At 63.4% G+C, this 21,994-nt stretch carries 16 protein-coding genes; 7 read left to right on the top strand and 9 right to left on the bottom strand.

Annotated elements, in window-relative coordinates:
• Nucleotide 1: 1 nt before the first annotated feature.
• Nucleotides 2–1,846, top strand: a complete 1,845-nt coding sequence (drmB, locus tag EV138_RS27715) for a DUF1998 domain-containing protein (protein WP_133982211.1) — start codon at nucleotides 2–4, stop codon at nucleotides 1,844–1,846.
• Here the strand turns inward: drmB (EV138_RS27715) and EV138_RS27710 are convergent.
• From EV138_RS27710 to EV138_RS27675, 8 genes are all read right to left on the bottom strand, one after another.
• Complete coding sequence (locus tag EV138_RS27710) at nucleotides 1,825–2,223, bottom strand: very short patch repair endonuclease (RefSeq protein WP_238158564.1); 399 nt, start codon at nucleotides 2,221–2,223, stop codon at nucleotides 1,825–1,827. The genes drmB (EV138_RS27715) and EV138_RS27710 overlap by 22 nt on opposite strands.
• 87 nt (nucleotides 2,224–2,310) lie before the next feature.
• A complete protein-coding gene (locus EV138_RS27705; RefSeq protein WP_133982207.1) occupies nucleotides 2,311–4,401 on the bottom strand; it encodes a UvrD-helicase domain-containing protein in 2,091 nt (696 codons plus the stop codon).
• Between the two features lies 1 nt (nucleotide 4,402).
• Entirely contained in the window at nucleotides 4,403–5,968 is a 1,566-nt protein-coding gene (locus tag EV138_RS27700; RefSeq protein WP_202866971.1) for a serine/threonine-protein kinase, read from the bottom strand.
• Nucleotides 5,965–7,902, bottom strand: coding sequence for an N-6 DNA methylase (locus EV138_RS27695; protein ID WP_133982205.1), 1,938 nt, complete (start codon nucleotides 7,900–7,902; stop codon nucleotides 5,965–5,967). The genes EV138_RS27700 and EV138_RS27695 overlap by 4 nt, the downstream gene beginning before the upstream one ends.
• A gap of 26 nt (nucleotides 7,903–7,928) precedes the next feature.
• Nucleotides 7,929–8,747 carry a DISARM system phospholipase D-like protein DrmC gene (gene drmC, locus EV138_RS38230; protein ID WP_255513784.1) on the bottom strand — a complete coding sequence of 273 codons (819 nt, stop codon included), beginning with the start codon at nucleotides 8,745–8,747 and terminating at the stop codon, nucleotides 7,929–7,931.
• 8 nt (nucleotides 8,748–8,755) lie between these two features.
• A complete protein-coding gene (gene drmB, locus EV138_RS27685) occupies nucleotides 8,756–10,660 on the bottom strand; it encodes a DUF1998 domain-containing protein (RefSeq protein WP_133982203.1) in 1,905 nt (634 codons plus the stop codon).
• Complete coding sequence (drmA, locus tag EV138_RS27680) at nucleotides 10,657–14,442, bottom strand: DISARM system helicase DrmA (protein WP_133982201.1); 3,786 nt, start codon at nucleotides 14,440–14,442, stop codon at nucleotides 10,657–10,659. Before drmA ends, drmB (EV138_RS27685) begins: the two co-directional genes overlap by 4 nt.
• A complete protein-coding gene (locus tag EV138_RS27675) occupies nucleotides 14,442–15,515 on the bottom strand; it encodes an SNF2-related protein (protein WP_202866969.1) in 1,074 nt (357 codons plus the stop codon). Before EV138_RS27675 ends, drmA begins: the two co-directional genes overlap by 1 nt.
• Nucleotides 15,516–16,384: 869 nt before the next feature.
• Between EV138_RS27675 and EV138_RS27670 the strand changes: the two genes are divergently transcribed.
• The 3 genes from EV138_RS27670 (at nucleotide 16,385) to EV138_RS27660 (ending at nucleotide 19,256) form a co-directional block, all read left to right on the top strand.
• The gene (locus EV138_RS27670; RefSeq protein WP_133982199.1) at nucleotides 16,385–17,356 is read left to right on the top strand and encodes an aldo/keto reductase; all 972 of its coding nucleotides are present in this window, start codon (nucleotides 16,385–16,387) and stop codon (nucleotides 17,354–17,356) included.
• A gap of 163 nt (nucleotides 17,357–17,519) precedes the next feature.
• A complete protein-coding gene (locus tag EV138_RS27665) occupies nucleotides 17,520–18,425 on the top strand; it encodes an alpha/beta fold hydrolase (RefSeq protein WP_369410863.1) in 906 nt (301 codons plus the stop codon).
• A 645-nt stretch (nucleotides 18,426–19,070) separates the two neighbouring features.
• Nucleotides 19,071–19,256 carry a hypothetical protein gene (locus EV138_RS27660; RefSeq protein ID WP_133982195.1) on the top strand — a complete coding sequence of 62 codons (186 nt, stop codon included), beginning with the start codon at nucleotides 19,071–19,073 and terminating at the stop codon, nucleotides 19,254–19,256.
• Between the two features lie 3 nt (nucleotides 19,257–19,259).
• On the opposite strand, the gene EV138_RS27655 is transcribed toward EV138_RS27660, so the two are convergent.
• Nucleotides 19,260–20,141 (bottom strand): LysR family transcriptional regulator, encoded by an 882-nt coding sequence (locus tag EV138_RS27655; protein ID WP_133982193.1) that lies wholly within the window; start codon nucleotides 20,139–20,141, stop codon nucleotides 19,260–19,262.
• A 114-nt stretch (nucleotides 20,142–20,255) separates the two neighbouring features.
• Here EV138_RS27655 and EV138_RS27650 point away from each other — a divergent pair, with 114 nt between their 5' ends.
• From EV138_RS27650 to EV138_RS27640, 3 genes are read left to right on the top strand one after another with little or no spacing between them, the layout of a single operon-like run.
• Nucleotides 20,256–20,663 (top strand): hypothetical protein, encoded by a 408-nt coding sequence (locus tag EV138_RS27650; RefSeq protein WP_133982191.1) that lies wholly within the window; start codon nucleotides 20,256–20,258, stop codon nucleotides 20,661–20,663.
• A gap of 11 nt (nucleotides 20,664–20,674) precedes the next feature.
• A complete protein-coding gene (locus EV138_RS27645) occupies nucleotides 20,675–21,391 on the top strand; it encodes a class I SAM-dependent methyltransferase (RefSeq protein WP_133982189.1) in 717 nt (238 codons plus the stop codon).
• 38 nt (nucleotides 21,392–21,429) lie between these two features.
• The gene (locus tag EV138_RS27640) at nucleotides 21,430–21,954 is read left to right on the top strand and encodes a GNAT family N-acetyltransferase (RefSeq protein WP_238158460.1); all 525 of its coding nucleotides are present in this window, start codon (nucleotides 21,430–21,432) and stop codon (nucleotides 21,952–21,954) included.
• The last annotated feature ends 40 nt before the right edge of the window (nucleotides 21,955–21,994 follow it).

The following is a 21,994-nucleotide window of genomic DNA, read 5'->3' as shown; positions in this document are numbered from 1 at the left end:
AATGCCCGGCTTGCCATCATCTCGACGTTGCCGGCCCGGCAGTTCCCCGAAAGTAGTACCTCGCAAGCTGGGCATGGTTCGACGGTCCCAACTGATCACCACCTACGGAGTGGGAGCGATGATCGCGATCGACAACGAGTCCTTTATTGTGGCCGGACTCGACTCTTGGGATACCAGGGATACAACCGAGATCTTCGAACGCCGCCTCGCTCGCGTGCTGGGCGTCCGGTCTTTCCGCCTGCCGCCGACGCCTGACCTCGACCGCGGAACCGACGGAGTGCGGGTCCGCCGATTTCCGGAATATTATTCCTGCCCGAAATGCAGCGCCCTCCAGCCATTCGGGAGATTCAACTCACCGACTGGTCATGCGAAGTGCCTAGAGTGCGAAATTGAACTCGTACCGTCCCGATTCGTGCTCGGCTGCGACAACGGTCATATCGATGACTTCCCATACTGGAAGTGGATCCATCGGGGCAGCGATCACTCTGGTGGCTCCTGCGGTGGGAGCATCTCCATCAACACTCTTGCCAGCAGTGCGTCACTTCGGTCAGTCGTCATCAGCTGTAGCTGTGGTGTGCCCGAGGTATCGATGGAAGGTGCCTTTCGAACCACTGAGCTCAATAAGCTTCGCATTCGCTGTGAGGGAAGGCGGCCCTGGCTAAGGGACGCCCCAGTAGAGGCCTGCGATCAACAACCTCGCACTATGCAGCGTGGCTCGTCTTCCACCTGGCACCCGATCATGCGCAGCGCATTGTCGATTCCGCCCTGGGGCGAGGGAATTCACGCAGTGATCGAACGGCACCGCCTCATCGGCGCCCCTGACGAGGTGATCCGCTGGGTCTACTCCAACCAACTTCGGCCAAGTGAAAAACACGACGTGGACCTCGAAGACTTGATTCATGAGGTTCGGGAGATCGAAGAACAGGACCGACTCGCCGCTGAAGAAGAGGTCCACTACGCGACGGGGTTCGATTCACTGCGGAACGAGGAGTATAAGAGTCTCGTTCGCGGGCATCGCTCGGAATCCCGTGTGGCGTCACAGTTCGAGTGCGAAAGGCCAGCGGCCGATACGGCACCGATCCAGGAACTGGGCATCGACCGGAGCATGCTGGTGAAACGCCTCCGCGAGGTTCGCGTCCTGACCTCGTTTTCGAGAGGGGCGATCCCGACGGATGCTGACCCGGCGCAACGCCATGCAGCGCTGACCCTGGCTACACACATCGACTGGCTTCCGGCGATGGAGGTCAGCGGCGAAGGTGTATTTCTGCGACTCGATGAGAATCGCCTGAAGTCTTGGGAGACTATTCCAGCGATCATCGCACGCAGTGAGAAAATCCGGCGAAACCATCTCGAACTGCTCCGAGGCCGGGCGGCTGTTGATCGCGGAGCTGAGACATCGGTACCTGAGTCGCCAGTTACGCCACGCTTCCTGCTCCTTCACACGCTAGCCCACGTCTTGATCAACGAATGGAGTCTCGACGGCGGCTACCCGGCCGCAGCCCTCCGGGAACGCCTGTACGCCGATGAGAACATGGCTGGCGTGCTGATCTACACAGCGACCAGTGACTCTGCCGGAAGCCTGGGCGGCCTGGTCGCTCAAGGCGAAATCGCCAGCCTGGCATCCTCCCTTCCCGCAGCCTTTGAGCGAGCCACCTGGTGCTCCAACGATCCGCTCTGTATGGAGTCCGAGGCGAGCGGCGCCGACAGCGTGAATCTTGCAGCGTGCCATGCCTGTGTCCTGCTCCCGGAAACCAGCTGCGAGACGAACAACAGCTTCTTGGACCGTGCTCTCTTGGTGTCCACTCCTTCAGGCAGTGTGCCGGGCTACTTGACGACTCGCCCTTGACTTACGCGTCGTGCCGCTACCGCGCGTTGCACGCGTGCGGCGGCGGCCTCGATACCCTCGTGCTCCCAGACCCGTACTACGAGCCACCCCGCCTTCGCGAGGAGGGCGTCTGTGTTGGCATCCCGCCGGCGATTGCCCTCAATCTTTTCTCGCCAGAACTCCGCATTACTCTTGGGCCACGTAGCGTGTTCGGGACATCCATGCCAGAAGCACCCGTCGACAAAAACGGCCACACGTGCAGGACCGAAGACGATGTCGGCCTCCCGCCGAACTCCCAGTACCGGGCGTCGGTGGATCCGGTAACGCAAGCCGGCCGCGTGCAGGTACCTACGCAACTCAATCTCGACTTGCGTGTTTCGAGACTTCTGCCGACTCATGCGCGCGCTGACCAGTGCCGACGTCTCGAGTGGCCTCATCGGCTTATCGTCCACCCTGGTGTCACCCACCGATCAACGCGATGCGGCTCATCGGACCTGGTCGATGAAATCGCTGGGGGTTCCGTGCCACGAGACATACAGCTGTTCCCGGGCGCGTGTGCACGCCACAAACAGCAAGCAACGCTCGCGTTGTAGATCCTGCAGGTGTGTAGCACGGTCCTCTTCGACCGGAGTGATTGCACTAGGCGGCGGAACTTGGTTCGTCGTCACACCGACCACGGCCATGCACCGGAACTCGAGACCCTTCATTCGATGCATCGTCCCAACAGCTACACCGCTCGATCGAGCCTGCGAGTCAGCGAGCGCATAAGCATCGATGTCGGACCGCCTCAGCTCCAAGATGAGCGTGTCCACGGCGCTGTTCGACCGAGCCGTAACACCGATCTCACCGGGCTCTACCCCCGCGTCAATCCAGGTTCGAACCTGCTCGGACAGAGCCCTGTACTCATCGGTGCGTCCCGCGAACGATTTGAGTTGCGGCAGCGTGCCATGGGTCTCACAGCGGTATCCAGCGATAGTTTCGGATCCGCCGTCCATGTCGTCAATCTGCTGCCCATGCAGCATGTTCAAGCTCCAAGCAAGGATCTCCGCGGTCGTGCGGTAGCTCACAGTCAGCCGCGCCGACCGTCCTGCGACGTTTAGGCCAACATCTTTCAGGCTGATGCGATGCTGGTAGATCCGTTGATGGGTATCGCCGGCGATGAAGACATCATCCGATGCCGGCGCGACGGCCGCTCGCAGGAGGCGCCACTGGTTCGGGTTGAGATCCTGCGCCTCATCGACCACGACATGCCGGAAGGGTTTGTCGCTTGCCTCACCTAGCACTGCTGCAGCTTCAGCCTGAATAGTCTCGTGAGTCCACAGGCCGGCCTCGATGAGCCCTCGCTGGAAGGCATCGATCGCCGCCCAGACTTGAGTACGTTGACGGCTGCCCAGGGGACGCCCACGGCCGGTTCGTTTGGCGGCCAAATACGCCTCGCCATCCGGAACCTGTTGGGCAAGCACGACCTGTCGCCACTCCTCGCTCATGAAGGTTTCGGTGACAGGCAACTTCAGGGCGCGTAGCACCTGCCGCCAACGGCGTGTCTCGTCGGTCGGCGAAAGCAGCTTTGGGTGCCCCAAACGCTTGCGGAAGACGTGGTGTGCAAACTGGTCCACGTGCTGGACGACAATCCGTTCTCGAACCTTCGGGTCGTCCACCAGCAGGTCGAGTCCCATTTGGAGAGACGTGGCAAGTGTCGAGGTGAAGGTGGTGACGAGAACCTGGCCCGAGCCCTGACGAGCCAGGTGATACGCACGATGCATCGCGACCACTGTCTTCCCGGTGCCCGGGCCACCCGTCACGCGAGCGGGACCGCGGTACGACGCCGCGACGACCTTGCGCTGGGAGGGATGTAAGTAGACGCGCCACAGGTCGAGCGGGCGACGAAACACCTCGAGCAGTTCAGCCGACCCGGATACCAGTACGACGCGCTCCGCCGTACGTTCGACGGCTGCATCTACGTCGTCTGGATCGATCTGCTCATCGGCCGGTGGTGCTCCTAGCTCGCTCCAGACTTCTTCGGGTGTCAGGCCGGCGGCAAGTCCGTAGAGAGCCTCCCACTGATGCTGTGGAAGGAAGGCCCTGGCCGCCTCGAGCTGCACAATATCGGTGAGGACGCCGGCAAACTCGCGGGTCTGGTTATCCACACCCAGACGGCGTAGGTCGCCGTCGCTAACTTGAGAGAAGAGTCGCTCGTCCTTGCCGCCCGCCGCTCGACTCAGCTCGGGTAGCGTCGCGTCGATCGCCTCGACATCCCTGATCTCGATCCGCCCGGTCACTGTGTTGATCGATACCTGGCGACGCTGAGCCCAGACGTAAGCGTCGTCGTGCGGCAGGACTTTCAGCAAGGTGTAGGTATCGCCTGATTCAGGGGCAAGGACGACTCCGCGCCAGAACTTGTCGATCCGGATGGACCGGAGACGATCGTCGCGAGCGTTGCCAACCTTCTCCAGATGGATCCCCGCGTGCGTCGCCTCATTGAACTTCGAGAACACGTCGGAGACCCGATCCTGAAGCTTGCGGTCCAGCCGTGCGAAGTCTCGGAGGAATTCCCTCTCGATCGCTAGTCTTGGCATCTCATCCCTCCGTTCGCGGAAGTCCGTTGAGCAGGTCGCGCACCCTGATCGTCAGCGGATCCTCTATGCCGCGGAGCCGTTCGAGATCTGCAAGCAGCTCGCCGAGCAGCTCTGTTGACTCTTCGATGCGACCGGCACCGAGTTGGAGAAGTCCTATCTGCCGCCGCAGCTCAAGGGTCCTCGAATCGTTCGAGCCCAGGACCCGATTTTCGTCGCTCAGCAAAGCCTGCAGCTGCTCAATGGCCATATCGGACTGCCCGATCAGCGCCTGGCAGGTGGCTTCCTGAAGGCGGCAGCGAAAGACGAGCTCGTCGTTCGGGCCTCGTACAGTAGCCAGATCCACGCCCAGCTGGTGATATATCGGGCCGGCCGCGCGGTAGTTGCCGCCCTCAAAGAGCACATCAGCCAGCTCAAGCCGCAGGCTCACAACTTCACTATCGACAGATCCGAACGCATGCGTTGCTGGCTCCGCCAGAGCATCCAGCACATCTGCAGCTTGGGTAAAGCGGGATTGATCAACCAGCTCTGCCGCCTCTTGCCGCGCCCGAGCCAAGCGTCCACGACTGAAGGTGCCGAGATCGGCTTTAGGCTCGTGCTGGGCACCGACTTTCAGATCCAATACTCGGGGCCCCGCAGGCGCGGTCCGCCGAGAGCCCACCTGGCTGAGCGCCTCGGCATACATACGGACTGCGTCGTGACCGTCCAGTGAGCGAAGTACCGGTGGCAATGGGCCGAGGTCGGCGATGAACGGGCTGAGCCGATCGAAGACAATCTCTGCGCTGACAGGGCGATTGTCGGGCTTCTTCTCCATCAGCTCGAGAACCAGCTCATCAAGTGCTTGCGGAACCTCGGCACGACGGCGGCGCACGGCGAGGGGGAGTTCGCTGACTTGCTTGTTCATGATTGAGTACGGCGTCGTCCCGGTGAAGGGCCGGCGCCCGGTCAACATCTCGTGCATGGTGCATCCCAAGGCATATAGGTCGCTCTGCGGACCGCTAAGTGCCGCCATGACCTGCTCGGGCGCCATATACGCGGGCGTTCCTATCGTCTGACCGGTCCGGGTGATCTCCGAGATGTCTCGGAGATCAAGGGCTACAGCCAGTCCGAAGTCCAGGACCTTCACCGTGCCGTCCGGACACAGCATCACGTTGCCCGGCTTGAGATCACGATGCACAAGTGACGCTCGATGAGCCACCGTGAGTACCGCACAGATCTGGGCCGCGATCGCCGCCACCCACCCGACGGGGAGAGCGCCACTCTCGGCAACGACGTCGGCCAACGTCGTACCGTTGATGCGCTGCATCACCAAGTACGGACGGCCGTCGTCGGTTCCGACGTCGTACACAGCGGGAATCCCCGGGTGTTCGAGCCTTGCAGTGATCCGCGACTCGCGAACGAATCGCCGAATCAGCTGGTCGTCCGGCGTGCCGTCGGGGAACCGTAGGAACTTGACCGCGACCTCCCGCTCCAGTCGAACATCCCGCCCGACCCATACCTCCCCCATACCCCCGCGAGCCAGCGGCAAGTCATGTAATTCGTAGCGTCCACCGAGTATCCGCTTGGTCACGTCGCCCTGCCTGCCTCGATGACGCCCTGAATGAGACCGAGCCTCGCAGTCTGCATGAGCTTGGTGCTCACTTCCTGAAGCTCTGCCAAACGCGATTCAAGTGTCGCCAGCTCCTTGAACGCTGTGCCCAACCGACGCTGCTCGTCGATGGCCAGGCGGGGCACCCGGACTTTCCGGGTATCGAATCGTCCCGAGACACCCGATGGTCGGGCCGGTGCCTCGTGCTCAGCCGCCCGCAGGCAGCCGGCCAGAAACTCCGGATCCATCCGCTCGGCATCCGGACGGAGCATGACCAGATTTGATCCGAGCAACGTGCCACCTTCGCTAATCACTCGCACCTGACCAGCCCGAAGTAGCGGCGCAACGACGTCACCCCGTAAGAGCTCGACCGCACCCGGTGAGGGTGCCGCGTTCTGCGACGCAGGTTGACCATGCCTGACATCTTTGGCGGTCAACACCGGTTCGTCGCCTGCGCGGGTCTCCATCCTGATCGGCGGCTGGTGGATTGCAATCACGCCGGCCTTCGACAACTCACCGATCGTGGTCATCGTGAGCTGCTCGGCAGGCCCTCGCTGAGACAGCCGTGGCAGGGCATCGCCAAGCGCGTCGATGATCTTGCACCAGGCAGCCTCGGCCTCGACGTACTCACTGCCATCGGACGGCTTGGACAATGCGAGCTGACGCGTCGGGCTGAGGTCGATCTCATCGTCCAACAGGTCGATCACTCGTACGGCGCGAGCACCGTCACCGAGCACCTGATCAGACAAGAATGCCTGCCACGTCGCCGGCACGTCGATTGACTCGTGCGATCCGTCAACCATCAGCACGCTCTGCGGGGTCTCTCCGCCATCAGCCTTGATCAATATCCAGAGATCCCTTGGGCCGACAACGCCCGGGCCAGACAGGGGTAGCGCGATGATTGCCCGCAACAGTCCGGCTCTGAGCAGGTTTCCCCTGATTCGACGCCCAGCTCGACGACTTGCCACCGCCGCCGGCAGTACGACGGCACCTAGACCACCCGGACGGAGATGGGCGAGGCAGTGCTGCAACCAAGCTAGCTCTGGCTCGGAGCGCGGCGGCAGACCCAATTCCCACCTCGAGTCGGCGATCAGCTCGTCGTATCCCCAGGCCCGATCGACAGCCGGCTCACATGCAACGACGTCAACCAGCTCCCCCTTGAATGCATCCACCTTGACGGCGTCGGCTGCCGCCACCTGGACTTGCTGATCACAATCAAGAAGGAGCCTGCTTGCACAGATACGGGCCGCGAATTCATCCGCACTCTGGCCCAGTGAGCGAGTACCACCTGCTCCCCGGAGTGCCTTCAGTAACGTGCCGATGCCGCAGGAGGGGTCCATGACCGATCCACCAGGGCAGATCGCAGTCGAGGCGATCCTCGCGATCAAGTCGACGACTTCCGGGCCGGTAGCCACGCCCCGACGAGCTCGGGTTTCCTGGTATCGCTCGCATAGGCGCTCGTAGGTAGTCGAAGGGCCAACTGTCGACGCAAGCTCGGCCGCTTCCTTGAAGAGAGCCACCCAACTGTCCGGAAAGGTATCCAGATCAGTCCTCGGGAGGTCGGGGCTCCGAGCAATTGCGCTCTCCAGCGCGGCTGCCACTTTCTTGGCCGGCCCAACGGACGAGCGCCTCCACACCTCGGGTTGTCGCTTCGCCAAGACGAGACACGCGCCGATGTGACCTACGAACTCGCCGAGCCGAATGTCGTCCACCGAAGTACGAACTCGTTGCCAGAAGCGATCGGCCTCCGAGAGCCGAAATGACTTGCCGTGCTCGTCCAACCAGCTCTCGACCTGGTTGAGCGAGAACAGCGGGCTGCTCGTCGTGCCGCCGACAGGCTGAGGGAAATCCGAGTGTCTGCGCCGCCAGTTGCTCACTGCGGCACGACCGACACCGGCCACTCGGGCGATGTCCAAGGCTGCAATTGTGACCTCCGAGGTCATCAGCCGACCGCCATTCCCGGCTCACCAACCTGAAGGCGACGGAGAGTCCCCGATGCCTGCAGCTGAGCGACATGTTCGACCGCACGCTGTGGGGCCGTACCACCAGTAACGAGGAGGCCGGCCTCGACATTTTTCGCCACCCCGGCCTGGGTGAGATTCGCGCTCGATACGAAAAGGATCCGCCGATCCGCCACAGCGAGTTTGGCGTGCATCTTGGCACCCGACTCCGTTCTCTCGCTGGCCGGCCAATGCCATAACTCGACACCAGGAACGCCGAGGAAGGCTGTAGCAGGCTCCATGCCGACGATCGCGCCACCTGCGCCCTGCAAGGTCTCCACCACAACAGTCACAGTTACGCCGCGTACACACGCTCCCCGTAATGCAGCGAGCAGCGGCCGATACTCCCTCGCGGAGTAGGTCATCAAGAGAACGTCGCTCTGGGCAGCAGCCACGACATCTGTAAGTACCTGCGCAGTCGAACGCACAGGCACGCGGTGGCTGCTTGGGCCACTCCACACGAGGTCCACCCGTACGCTGTTCGACCCTCGGATGTAGCCGGCGGCGACGCCGCGGAGCAGTGCGAGAGACTCGTTCTGCGGTCTTCCGGACGATTCGATCGCGGCATCCAATGCGCCCACTGAGTCGGCGTACTCTCCGCTGTGGGCTGTAGCCAGGAGGATGTCGCGCGACATACCGGCCGCGATCCGATCCAGGACCCCTAGCAGCCGATTCGACCCCCACCTCTCGGCGAACGCCAAACCGATCAATGCGACCCGGTCGGAGACGTCACCTCGTGGCGCCAACTCCCCCTCACCCACTGATCGATTCACGGCAGTTCCTGGAACAGCGCCAGAATCGAACTGTCAATCGGTACGACGAATCGGCGGTCGAGGAAACGGTTACCGCGCTCGCAGGTGGTCTCGGACAGGAACAAGCACACATGGCACGCGGCACCGTGCAGAAAGTCAGCCGGTTTGTGGGGAAGACGCTCGGCGCAGAGCGGGTCCGACGAGCAATGCATTGCGCCGTGGAGCGCCTGCCGAACGATCCGTTCCAGAGTGCCCGCCTCGGCCTGGGAGACCAATCCGCCAAGCGTCCCCTCCGCGTCCGGAACCGCGGTGTAGATCAGGATCCCGGCACGCGCTTCACCGGTTTCCGTCGTCGTATAGATCCGCTCGGACAGACTCGCGGAGTTGTAGCCGCACTCGAGCGCAATCGTCCGAATCAGGAGGTGAGAGAACGTATGCAGCGCGATGTAGCGCGCCCCAGGCCAATGCTCAAGCGGGTCAAATCCGTGCGGAAGTCGATCGGAGTATCGATTCTCGCGGAAGCGCCCATAGGCATCCAGGTGCAGACGAAGCTCAGTCGACGATTCGACTCGCGCCTGCCAACCGGCCACCAGATCCTCAGGCAGGCGAAGGAAGATGCCCTCTCCGCGTACCTCAGAACCTGGGAGCCAGGTCGGCTCTCCACGGGAGAGCGGCGCCCTGGTGACGAGATCAGGATCCTCTGGGTCCGGCGCATCGAGCCTGGTGAAACCGACCAAAGCACGAACCTCACGGAGACGCTCGACCTGTACTACGTCGGCAAGCACGTCCTTGAGCATTGCCGGTACGCCATTGGGCAACCGTGCGATCGTAAAATCGTCGGACGGTTCCGGTGCACGGTCAGCCGTGAATACAGCCCACTCCGGAGCGAGTAGGTCAGCGTAGGCATCCTCTGTGCCAGCCTGTTCGACTGCCCCGCGCTGGCTTTCGATCGCGTCCCAGATCTCACCGTCGGTCCATTTCTCGAATTCTCGAAGAGCCGGTACGACGGTCCGCATATACGGCATCATCGCCAAACCTGGCAGACCTTCCAAAGTGCCCCAGTGAGCCTCCACCTTGGCCTGGAGCTCGTTCTCGCCGGGCCTCGGCACAGCAAGAGCACTCAAGGTCTGCGCAAACCACTGGTTCGACGCACCCACCACGAGAAGCTTGGTCTCCTTATCGCATTTCTCGAAGTTGTTGCCCAGGTGCGGATGACGGCCCCGACAGAGTGGCAGGTTCTCCTTGCCCCGCTCCCCGAGCGCCTCGCGAATATTCCGGCTGGAGTTGCAGGCGAGGCAAGTAATCTGCACATTCGCGCCGAGCATGCCGCCGCGGTCTTCCATCCGCATCCGCGGGTGCTCAGCGTCGGGGCAGCTCGCTCCCGTGTGGACGAACACGGCGTACGGGAAATCGTCCAGATGGCCGGACTGACAGGTCAACACGAATCGAGCGGCAACGGCGAGAGGGGCGCGACCGCCGCTCTTGCGTCCGCAGTTGCCGTGGAAGAAGCGAGCATCGTGAGGGCGTCGTACTCGGCTGTTCTCGAACTGGAACGCGCCAGACGGGATCGCCGCCAGCTCATTGCATGCAGTGCAGCGCAACCAACCCGGAAACGGTATGACGGGAACCCCGATCCGTAGCGACGGGTCTTCGCCGCGCATCTGGTCGGTCAAAGGAGCCCACGGTGCCGGGCGAAGCTCCTTCACCGAGCGGCCGGCCAGTTTGCGCACCGCTCGGAGCAGATGCGGTGGGACCTCGGCCAACGTCAGCGATTCAGTCGGTACTCCGATGTCGCGCCACTCGTCGAGTCCTTGAACCAGAACTGAAAAGTTCGGCAGATCGACCAGTGCACCAACGCCGCTGGTGAACATCAAATGGCTTGGGCGAACTGAGCCTACGCGGCGTATGTGTCTGGCGCTCATCGCTCCCCCTCCTCACCGTCATCGTCTTCGTCGCCCACGCCATGCTCGTCCGTTCCATCCGATGTGACAAATGACCAGGACGGTGCGGCATACATCGGCGTGAAGAGCTGCTCACCTCCGGGAATGAGTAGGTTGATGTCAGGCTCCGTCTCGCGCATGGAGAGGCCCACCGTCAGGACGTCCCACTTCCCTGCACCTGCTCGCTCCAGCAACGGCTGCAAGTTGGATTTATCCTTGCGCGCTGCTTCGTAAGCGAGCCTTGCGGGCCGGTTCTTCTTCTCGTTCCAGCGGTCGATGACCGCTTTGATCCTCTCCTCGAGGTGAGCCCGCCCACGGGTTCCATCGACATGCTCTGCCCGCGCTGCCAGCCGCTCGATCACGTCCCGAACCACCGGCGAATCAAGCGGCACGTCGTGTGCATCGATGTCATGCGAAAAGGCTGGCTGTGCGTGTCGCACTGCGGTGACGAAAGTCGCCGCCGCGCCACGATCCAGCGCTCGCCTCGTGTAGGGCGTGACGGACAGCGCCTCGACCTGCTGGTAGAAGGTCGAGTGGTAGTACGCAAAGTCCTCGAAATGCGCAAGATCGCGTGGGCGGGCCCAGTTGTAGAGAGTGACGACGAGGCCGGGTCTTGCTGCATCACGTCCGACCCGAGAGGTGGCCTGGATGTATTCAGCCGTGTTCTTCGGCTGACCAGTGACAACCATCAGGCCGAAGCGGGATACGTCGACCCCAACCTGCAGCATGGATGTGGCAAGTACGACATCGACCGGGTCGCGACTGTTACGACGACGATCGCCCCAGCGATGAGCAACGTCATGCGGGCTGCGTCGCCCCTTGCCGCTGCTACTCAACGCCTCACGAAACTCGCTGGCGATCGCGATACGACGATCGCTGGTGTCCAGGTCATCCTCGAACCCGATCTCTAGACGCGCCAGTACCTCGCTGATGTCAGCGGACGATATCCGCGAGGTTAGCTCCTGGATGCCGAGCATTCCGGTCCTGGTCACGATGCGATTAGAGATGCCTCGCATGCGGCGTCCGGCACTTCGTACGCGAGTGGTGACGTCGTCATCCAGGTACCGACGCATGCCGGCGAGTTCACGAATTGCGTTGAAGTAGCCGACCACCGTCATGTAGGGGTCGGCCGGCTCACCAAAGCGGTCGAACATCGTCTGGCCGGCAAGCAGCAGGATCTCAGCGAGCCGAATCTCCGCCGCCTTCATACGCACGCCGTGTGCACAAACTCCGAGGTACCGCCGGCCGGGCTGCTTGGGTGTCACCCCGACCTGGCGCGAGAAGAACGTATCCCTGACGTCACTTACCTGCGGCGGAAAGACCGCGAGCTCCCGCGCGAAGATGCCTAGCACCTGTGCACGGGCTCGCCTCGTGGTCGCCGTCGAGGCAACGATCTTCGGCGCCGTGCTGCGGGTCTTGCCGTCCTTGTCCTCAAACTTCCACGTGCACAGCTGGTCGATGGCTGCCTCAAACAATCCGACCGTCGTACCGAGCGCTCCTGAGATCAGGTGCAGCTCATCCTGGATGATGAGGTCCGGCGGACGGAGCATGGCGACTGGACGACTCGCTACTGCGGGAAGCCCGTTCTTGCTCTTGTTGTGCCGACTGCCGCATTTCGTTCGGGCGTCCAGATCCGTATGCCGGTATCCATGTCTCTCGCAGTAGTCCGTGACATGACCGAACAAGTGGCCGGCAAACCCACGCCAGGGAAGCTGGGCCAGCTTGTCCACGGTAGCGATGACCAGGCTCGGCGCGTAGCGGTAGACCTCTTCGTCGACCGTGAGGATCGGAAGGCCTTCACTGCTTTGGCAGCGAGAGAACGGGCAGGCATCCGCGCCCTCGCCGTTGGAGCAGTAGAGGTACACCCGACGTGCCTCATCGTCCGGCTTGAGGTCACGCTCGGTTCGAAGCTGGGTTCCGCACCAGGGGCAGGTCAGCACCTGCAGAACGTTCGTGTGCCGACCATCCCCGGATGCTCGTGCCTCGGAGATCTGCATCGCGGCGTCGTCATACCAGTTGGGTGAAACAGCCGAGCCGACCCATAGGCCAATGCGGAACGGCTCGCTCCCCCATGTCTTGTCGTCCTTCCGGCGAAGAACCTCAGTCGCGCAGATGAGGGCCGAAGCACGCTGGAACTGCTGTGCAGTAAGGAGTCTGAGGGTGTAGCGCATCAAGACCGCTGTGCCACTGTTGCCGTCGCGCTTTGCATCGCCCGTCCCGACAACTCCCTGCAAGCGTCGGATCCCGAGCGTGTATGCCGTAAGGCCGAGGTACGCCTCGGTCTTACCACCACCGGTCGGGAAGAACAGCAGGTCGACGATCGCGTTCGGATCCGATGCACGCTCGGGGTGTGCCGGATCAGTCAGCGACGGGAGGTTGAGCAGGACGAAGGCGAGCTGGAACGGCCGCCAAGAGGCCGCTTTGACCCCCTCGCTCTCGATCTCCGTGAGCGCCTCCCGGTAGGTGAGGCCCTCGTCCTGCCGCTTGCGAGCGAGCGTCGTGTGCCGACGCTGCATCGCCATCGCCTGGTTGGCGAATCTGAACGCCCTCAGAGCATATTCGTGACCGAACGCCGTCGCATCGGTGAGCAGACTTACGCCCGCCTCGATCCGAGTTGCCGCTGTGCGCGCCGCGTCGATCGCTGCTCGTGCAGATGGCCGTAGGCGATCGGGGAGAGCATCAACCTCGCTGTCGCGTTCATCAATCCAGTTGCGATATTCGTGCACCAGAGTGCTCAGACCAACGCGAAGTTGTTCCGGCTCAGCCTCGCCAAGTGCATCCATAGACAGCTCAAGATCATCAAAGATCTCGTCAGTTGGCGCGACCGTCGCCGGCACTTCGTGTGACGGCAACCAGGTAGTCTGCAGCTGATGCGCAGCTGTCTGGCCGTCTCTGACCAGAGCGTCGACGGCGACATTGCGGCCGTTGGCGTATCGGTGTTGATGCCGATAGAGCAGCTGCAGGTGAAGATCCTCGGGATCCTCTAGCGGAGCACCGCTTACCTGGTTAATGGTCGCGGCCGGCTCGACTGGAAGAAAGATCGCCGTCTCGCCATCGATCGCCGTGACAGTGAGGCCTGTCTGAAACAACCAGGCAGTGTCCTTGTCACCGCCGGCCGGCTCCGGCTGGCCGTTGATCAATGCGAGCTCGACCACACGATGCCCGTCCCGCGGTCTGATCGTGACGGCCAGCAGTACGCCGGGTTCAGACTCGTCAGTCGCGGTGAGCGCTAGGCGGTACTGCGGCTCCTCATCGAGGCGGATGGCCTTCTCATCCTGGTGCGCCTCGCGCTGCCACTTACGTTTGGGCTTGCCGTCCTCTTCGGTGACTTGCCGCCGCTCGTAATTGGCCCACTGGTAGCGCACGTTCAGTACGTCGACTTTGTTCGGTACTGCGAACGACAATCCCATCGACGAAGCCCAGATCCGCCCCAGGCTCTGCGGGGTCAGGATCTCCGGGAGTTCGGGCTCTCTTGCGTCAGCTTCCACGCCGATCTGTGTATCCGGCACGTCGCTTGCGTCTGCCACGACCGACTGCGCTTCATGCCGCGGCCCAAGCATCCCGATGAAGTAGCGCTCACGCGGGTTCGTCCCCGTCGGCAGCGCCTCGTCCTCCCCACCCCACGGGCCAAGCAAGTCCCGCCGCAGCAGCTCCTCAATCTCGTCCCGAACCTGGTACGACGTCCCGCTCTCAAGCTGCTGGTCGTCGTCCAGCACTGACCCTGATTTCTCGCCGGGCTTCACCGAGGTGTCGCCTTTCCCCATCAAAACAACACCTCGTCATCCGAAACCGTCTTGGGTCTGCGCTTGCCACCCTTGTCTTCGAAGAAGTCTTCCAACCAGTCCAAAACCTCATCTTGGGCTGCCGTACGCCGGGTGCCACGCTTCGCGCTCAGGGTCTCGATGTAGACGCCGACTGTGTGAGCCACGGCTGCAGGACTCGAGAACGTTCGCTTCTTGAGTAGCAACGTGACGAGGTCGGTCGCCTTGTGACCGCCCTTTGTGGCCACACGGTTCCGCCGGCTGCCGGCGAACTCGGTCAGCAGCGAATGGATCTGTCGCTCGCTCTGGGGATAGCTCACCGGGATCACTTTGGCGACGGGCTCGACGAATAGAGGGGTGCCGTCCGCGTTGACGATATCCCGCTTCAACCGCCGTACGACAGCCTCCTTCACAGCACTGCGGTCAGGTTCGACGGCGCGAGCGAAGCTCTGATCGTCGAGAATCTCGAGAAGCGCGGTGAACGACTCCTGGTATCCGTTGTGCGGCGTTGCCGACAGGAACAGGCTGTGGGTGAAGTGAAGTCCAAGCCAGCGAATCAGCTCGGTCTGTTGGGGGTCGTCGGCGTATCGCAGCTTGGGAAGCGCGGGGGCGACGTGATGAGCCTCGTCCACGATCAGAAGATCGAAGGTGCGCGGGTACGTCGGTCCTTCGGCCGGCACAACCTCTCTGAGCAGGCGCTCGGCTTTCTGTCCGCGGAGCCACGGCAGGCTGACGATGGTCAACGGGTAGATCTGGAACGGATTCGCTGCGCTTCCGTGAGTGCGGCGAACTTCGGCGCATCGATCAGAGTCCACGATCGTGAAATCGAGGCCGCACTTCTCCGACATCTCGTCGTGCCACTTGTGCGTCAAGCCGGCCGGACACACGATCATCACTCGGCGAGCGCGGTGACGAAGCAGGAGCTCCAACGCGACAAGTCCGGCTTCAATGGTCTTGCCGAGGCCGAAGTCGTCGGCCAAGAGCACGTTCATCTGAGGCGCTTCGACCGAGCGAGCGACTGGCTCGAGCTGGTAGTCCTCGATGTCCGCGCCTGACCGGAACGGCGCCTGCAGCAACCGAGCATCCGCCGAAGTCTCCGCGGACCAACGGCTGCATCCAGGAAGGCGGCCAACCGTTCCGGCGGATCGAAACGCCGCGTCGTCACTTCGGGGAGAGAACCACTCGGCAGCACTCGGCGACCAGGCTCAACCTCCGAGATGTCCGCGAGCGTGTCGCCATACCGACCGTCCTCCGTGCTCGGCAAGGTAACCAGGGTGGACGACTCCCCCGCGTCCACCTCCCCCACGATCCAGCGCTGACCTCGACCCTCGACCAGAGCGCCGAGCGACAACCCTTCCGGCTCATCCTGCTGCCTCGTTGCCGAAGCAGTTTCGTTACCCATTTCGTCCCCTCCGTGTCGCCGATTTCCGCGACAGTCTGTACCCCTGCGCAGTCTCTCAGGCATGAGCACGCTGCGCACGACTGCTACGCGTTGTGTCCTCGTGCCGTGACTCGACCAGCCACACTGCAAACCCCGCCGAAACACACTACCCCACAATTGGCTTGTGAACCTCGTTCACAGATAGTTGATGATCTAGACTGGGGAAGAGCCAGTGGGCGGCATCTGGGGTTGCCATACGTTCGCCGCACAGGTCTAGGCGACATGCACCGTCGGATCTCTAGCAAGTCGCCCGGAGCCTCGTCGAATCTCTCGACCAGGTCCCACAGATTGTGGGACATCTCCAGCGACTAGCCGTTCATTGTCGCGAGCAAGCATCGTTCGTCGCTGATCTCTCGAGGAAGCTCAGCGGCAAGATCAGCTGCGCTCCAGCTAGACAGCGAGGCGTAGCAGGTACCGGCTGACTCAGACTCAGAACAACGAGTGATTGAACTGAGTGGATTCTTCTGTTGGACATCTCAGGGGGTGAGGGGGAGGTTGGGAGGTATGGAATTCACTCATCTTGGTCGGACTGGGCTTACTGTTAGCCGGATTTGTCTGGGGACGATGAACTTTGGGCCGCATACGTCCGAAGAGGACTCGCACGCGATCATGGATGCGGCGCATGAGAAGGGGATCAACTTCTTCGACACGGCCAATGTGTACGGGCGGAGTGTGGGGAAGGGCGCGACGGAGGAGATCGTCGGGCGGTGGTTCGCGAAGGACCCGAGGAACCGTGAGAAGACGGTGCTCGCGACCAAGCTGTACGGCGACATGGACGAGTGGCCGAACGAGGGCAAGCTCTCCGCGCTCAACATCCGTCGCGCGCTCGACGCGAGCCTGAAGCGGCTGCAGACGGACTACATCGACCTGTACCAGTTCCACCACATCGACCGCGCGACGCCGTGGGAGGAGATCTGGCAGGCGATGGAGGTCGCCGTACAGCAGGGCAAGGTCCTGTACGCCGGCAGCAGCAACTTCGCCGGCTGGCACATCGCCCAGGCGCAGGCGGCTGCCGAGAAGCGGAACTTCACCGGTCTCGTCAGCGAGCAGTCGATCTACAACCTGATCGTGCGTGACGTGGAGCGCGAGGTGCTGCCGGCCGCGCAGGAGTACGGCCTCGGCGTCATCCCCTGGTCGCCGCTGCAAGGCGGTCTCCTGGGTGGCGTGATCCGTAAGGAGAACGAGGGCGTACGCCGTACCGAAGGTCGTGCCAAGGAAGCGCTGGAGAAGCTGCGGCCGCAGATCGAGCAGTACGAGACGCTCGCCGATGAGCTCGGGCACGAGCCGGGCGACGTGGCGCTCGCGTGGCTCCTCCACCAGCCCGCCGTCACCGGCCCGATCGTTGGCCCGCGGACTATGGAGCAGCTGGAGTCCGCAGTACGCGCCGTCGACGTCAAGCTCGACGACAAGACCCTCACCCAACTCGACGAGATCTTCCCGGGCTACAAGACAGCCCCCGAGGACTACGCCTGGTAACACCACTCACCTGAGCGAATCGCCCGTACGCCGACAGCCGGTGTACGGGCGGTTTGTCTTGAGCGGCTGGAGCCCGTACTGCGTGGCCGCGGACCGCGCGTGGCGCCGTACGGCAGGTCGCTCCGACATCGTCGAGCCATGGCGGCCTGATACGCGAGAGGCCATGCTGAAGCAACGGGGTCGTCCTGCTGGGGGTGCAAGTCACGAGGCAGTTGGGGGCAGCGTCATGCACGAGCAGGTGAGGATTGTGCGTACGCCGGATGGTCGGGAGTTGGCTGTCTGTGAGTGGGGCGATCCGGAGGGGGCCCCGATGTTCTTTCTGCACGGCACGCCGGGGAGTCGTTACCTGCGGGAGCCGGGTGATGGGTATCTGCGCAACCACCTCCGGGTGTACACCTACGATCGGCCCGGGTACGGGCTCTCTACGCGGGCTGCTGGTAGGCGCCGGGCGGACTCGGCGGCCGATGTGCTGGCGATCGCGGATGCGTTCGAGTTGGAGCAGTTCGGGGTCGCCGGTGTCTCGGGTGGCGCCTCGCCGGCCTTGGCTGCGGCGGCTCTGCTGCCAGATCGCGTGAGCCGCTGCGCAACCGTTGTCGGGCCTGCTCCCTTCACCGCTGAAGGGCTCGACTTCTACGAGGGTATGGATGAGGAAGCTCGGCTGGGCTGGCAGCATGCGGTGCAGGGCGAGGCGGCGCTGGAGATCGACTGGCGGGCGTTCATGGATTGGGTGAACGCCGGTATGCCGGAGCTCGGGCTGGTGGACGAGGAACGCGCAATGCTGATGGAAGCGTTCGTTGAGTCCGGTCGGCAAGGTCCGGCCGGCTACATCGATGACTGCCTGTCCGGTACTCGCGACTGGGGGTTCTCCGTCGAGGACATCCAAGTGCCGACGCGAATCATGGTGGCGCGCGAGGACACGACGGTTCCGGCGGCGCACGGTGAATGGCTCGCTCGCCACCTACCCAACGCCGAGTTGGTGTGGGTCGACGGCGGCCATTTCGGTCCGCGGGATGAGGCCGAAATGCAGCTGATGAACTGGGTAGGCCACGGCGCTGTCGCAACATGCTGAGCGCTGCCTGGTGAGAATCGCCTGTACGCCGAACGTCGGCGTACAGGCGACTTGTCTGTGCGGGCCAGATTCTGGGTGGGGCGGATCGCGGCGGGCGCGGAGTACGGTTGCGTACACAGACCGACTCCGGTTGGGAGCCAGATGAGCCTTCGCGACGAGGTACTGCGGGTGCTTGATCAGAGCCCTGGTGGCATGACGGACGCTCAGCTCGCCACGGGACTCAGGCGGCGGCATCAGACCATCAATCAGTACTGCCGGCGGTTGGCAGCTGAGGGGCTGCTCGCTCGGGATTCGAGCAGCGGGACGATCGTCAATCGACTTGTTGGCGCGGCCCCGGCAACGACTCCCCCAGCGACTGTCCATGAGAGCTCGGCTGATCGTGCGTGGCCGCATGAAGCCGCGGTTCAGAGCGCCTTGGTCGGGTGGCTCGTCCGCGAGAGCTGGCAGATCGTACGGGTTGCGGATACCGAGACGCGGGAACGCGGGACGAATGTCATTGCGGAGCGTGGTGGGGTAAGGCTGCTTGTCGAGGTCAAGGGGTACCCGGCAGCGACGTACGCGCGCGGCCCGAACGCGGGCCAGCCGAAGCCGACTGCGCCGGCATTGGAGGCCTCTCATTCACTGGCGGACGCGATTCTCAAAGCCATGCGCATGAGAGTGGCCGATGACGGGGCTCGCGTCGTTGTCGCCCTGCCCGACGCAACTCGGTACGGCGCGCTACTGACCGAGGTGGATCAGAGTTTGCGCGGTGCGCGGATCGAGGCGTGGATGGTCGGCGAGAGCGGCGAACCGACTGCTCACTTCGGCGCCTGGCCGGAGGATCTGAGCTGAGCCTCAGGTCAGGGTGGTGGGCAGCATTCCGATGAGGGCGTCGGCTGCCAAGGACGCGGCGGAGCCGGTGGGGATGGCGACCGAGACCTGCCAGGGGTCGGCGGAGTTAGGGGCTAGGGGGATGGTGATGTGATCGCCTCGTTTGGCGGCGATGCGTTCTGGGACCAGGGCCACGCCGAGGTTGTGGCTGACCAGTGCCAGGAGGGTGTGGACGTCGTTGACCTCGATGGTGATCGGGTGCGCGACGCCGGCGCGGGCGAAGGCGTGATCGGAGATGGCGCGGGCGCCCCAGGTGGGGTCGAAGTCCACGAACGACTCCCCCGCCAGGTCTGGGAGTGAGACCGCGGACGCGTTGGCCAGGCGGTGTTCGGCGGAGCAGACCATGACCATGGATTCCGTGGAGACAGGGCGGAGGTCCAGGCCGGGGATGGGGTGGCCGGCTGTCGCCACGAAGGCGACATCGAGGCGGCCGGAGGCCAGTTCGTCGAGCATGGGGGTGGAGCCGCCCTGGCGTACTTCGATCTCGACGCCCGGGTAGGCGGAGCGGAACTTGGCGAGGAGCGCTGGTACGTCGACTACGCCGAGGCACTGTTCCAGGCCTACTGAGAGGTGGCCGCGAAGAAGGCCCTGTACTGCGGCGACAGCGTCCTTTGCTGCCTCGGCGGCCGCCAGGGTGCGACGGCCTTCGCAGAGGAGGGCCCGGCCGGCCTCGGTGAGCTCGACGCTTCGGGTGTTGCGGACGAAGAGCGAGGTGTGGAGCTCGCGTTCCAGGGCGCGGATCGACGCGGACAGGCCGGACTGCGAGATCGACATCGCCTCGGCCGCCCGGGTGAAGTGCTTCTGCTCGGCGACGGCGACGAAGTGTTCGAGATGCCTCAGCTCCATGACTCAGAAGTATAGGTGATTGAAGATTGACGATTCTTCGGTCGGAGATGTCATGGCCTGCGAGTGCCCCGTGAGGTGCAGTGATGGACCGGGTGAGATCGGTAGGGTGGGGGTATGGCTGATGAGTTTCGGGTTGAGGTTGAGCTGAACGACGGCGAGCACGGGTTGTCGTTCTGGGAGCGGTTGCGGGCGCTTGATCTCGATGACGATGCTCGCAAGCGGCTGGGTGGCAACGTGACGGTGACCCGGGACGGGTCGCGGCTGATGATCTACGCGAACTCCCAGGACGACGCGCTCGAGGCCGAGAGTGCCGTGCGTGAAGTTGTCTCCGCCGATCACCTGAGCGCGGACTACACGCTGACTCGCTGGAGCCACGCGAAGCAGGAGTGGGTCGACCCGAGCACGGCCGCGGACGACGCGGATGCGACTGAGCCGAGCTACGAGGGTGTCGAGACGCCGGATCCGCGGTACGTCGTACTGCAGGCCTACAAGCCGGAGTTTCTGCGCGACCTCGGTCTCTGATCTCGACGACTATGGCTGAGGCGACGTACGATCGCGTGGCTGCGGAGTACGACGTGTGGGTCGGTGCGGGCTCGATGCTTGCCGACGGTACGTTCGAGGAGCTCGTCGGCGAGGTCGAGGGTCAGCAGGTGTGCGCGGTTGCGTGCGGGCAGGGGCGAGAGGCTCGGTACCTGGCCTCCCGTGGGGCGGCAGTGACCGGCGTCGAGCTGTCCGAGAAGCTCGTTGCTCTCGCGAAGCGGTACGAGGAGTCTGAACAGCTCGGGATCGCTTATCTGCAAGGCGATGCGCACACTCTGGAAGGGCTCGACAACGAGTCTTTCGACGGTGCAGTTTGCTATATGGCGTTGATGGATATTCCCGATGTCGACCGGGCTGTGCAGTCCGTCGCACGCGTACTTCGCCCGGGTGGCTGGTTCGTCTTTGTGATCACGCATCCGTGCTTCAAGGCCCCGGCTACCGGCGACCTGGTGGACCACACGAACCAGAGTGTGCGGCGGACCGTCGGGCGGTACTTCGAAGAGGGCTACTGGGACGGTCCAGGTCTGCACAACAACGCGTTGCCCGTGGGTGCGTATCACCGAACGCTGAGCACGTACGTCGCCGCGCTCTCCCGGGCAGGGTTGGTCATCGACGAATTGCGTGAACCGCAGCAATTCGATCGGCAGCCGGTGTGGCAGGAAGTTCCGCAGCTTCTCTATGTCCGCTGCCATCGTGGCAACCGGCTCTGAGAACACCCTGTGAACCTGTTGCGAGGCAGGCTGATCACGTGGATGAGCTGAGACTGCGGCCGGTGCAGGAAAAGGATCTCGACTACTTCGCGGAGTTTGCGGTTGAGCAGGACGAGGTGGGGATCAGTTGGCAAGGATTCAGGGCTCCGCGGATCGCGGTGAAAAGGTTTGAGGAGGACGGGTATCTGGGGGCGGACAGCAGCCGGCTGATCGTCGAGAGCGGGGGCGAAACGGCCGGCTTCGTCAGTTGGTTTGCGGGGTCGTTCGACGACAAGACGAAGTACTGGGAGATCGGGGCCGCTTTGCGCCCGCAGTACAGGGGACGCGGGATCGGGTGGCGGGCGCAGGCGATGGTGACCGACTATCTGTTCGAGCACACGCCGGTGGAGCGAATCCAGGCGGCGACCCAACCCGAGAACGTGGCTGAGCAGAAGTCGTTGCTGAAGGCAGGGTTCCAGTTCGAGGGCGTGATCCGGGCGTGTGAATTCCGCGCCGGTCAGTACCGCGATGCGTATCTCTACAGCCGGCTTCGCAGCGATCCCGCTGTCGCCATCGATCGGTGACCGATCACAACGGTTCGGTGACAGGTAGCGAATTCCCCAC

Source organism: Kribbella voronezhensis (assembly GCF_004365175.1).
Classification (GTDB): Bacteria; Actinomycetota; Actinomycetes; order Propionibacteriales; family Kribbellaceae; genus Kribbella; species Kribbella voronezhensis.
Note: the sequence above shows the minus strand (reverse complement) of the source record. Positions and strands in the feature narration are given on the sequence as shown.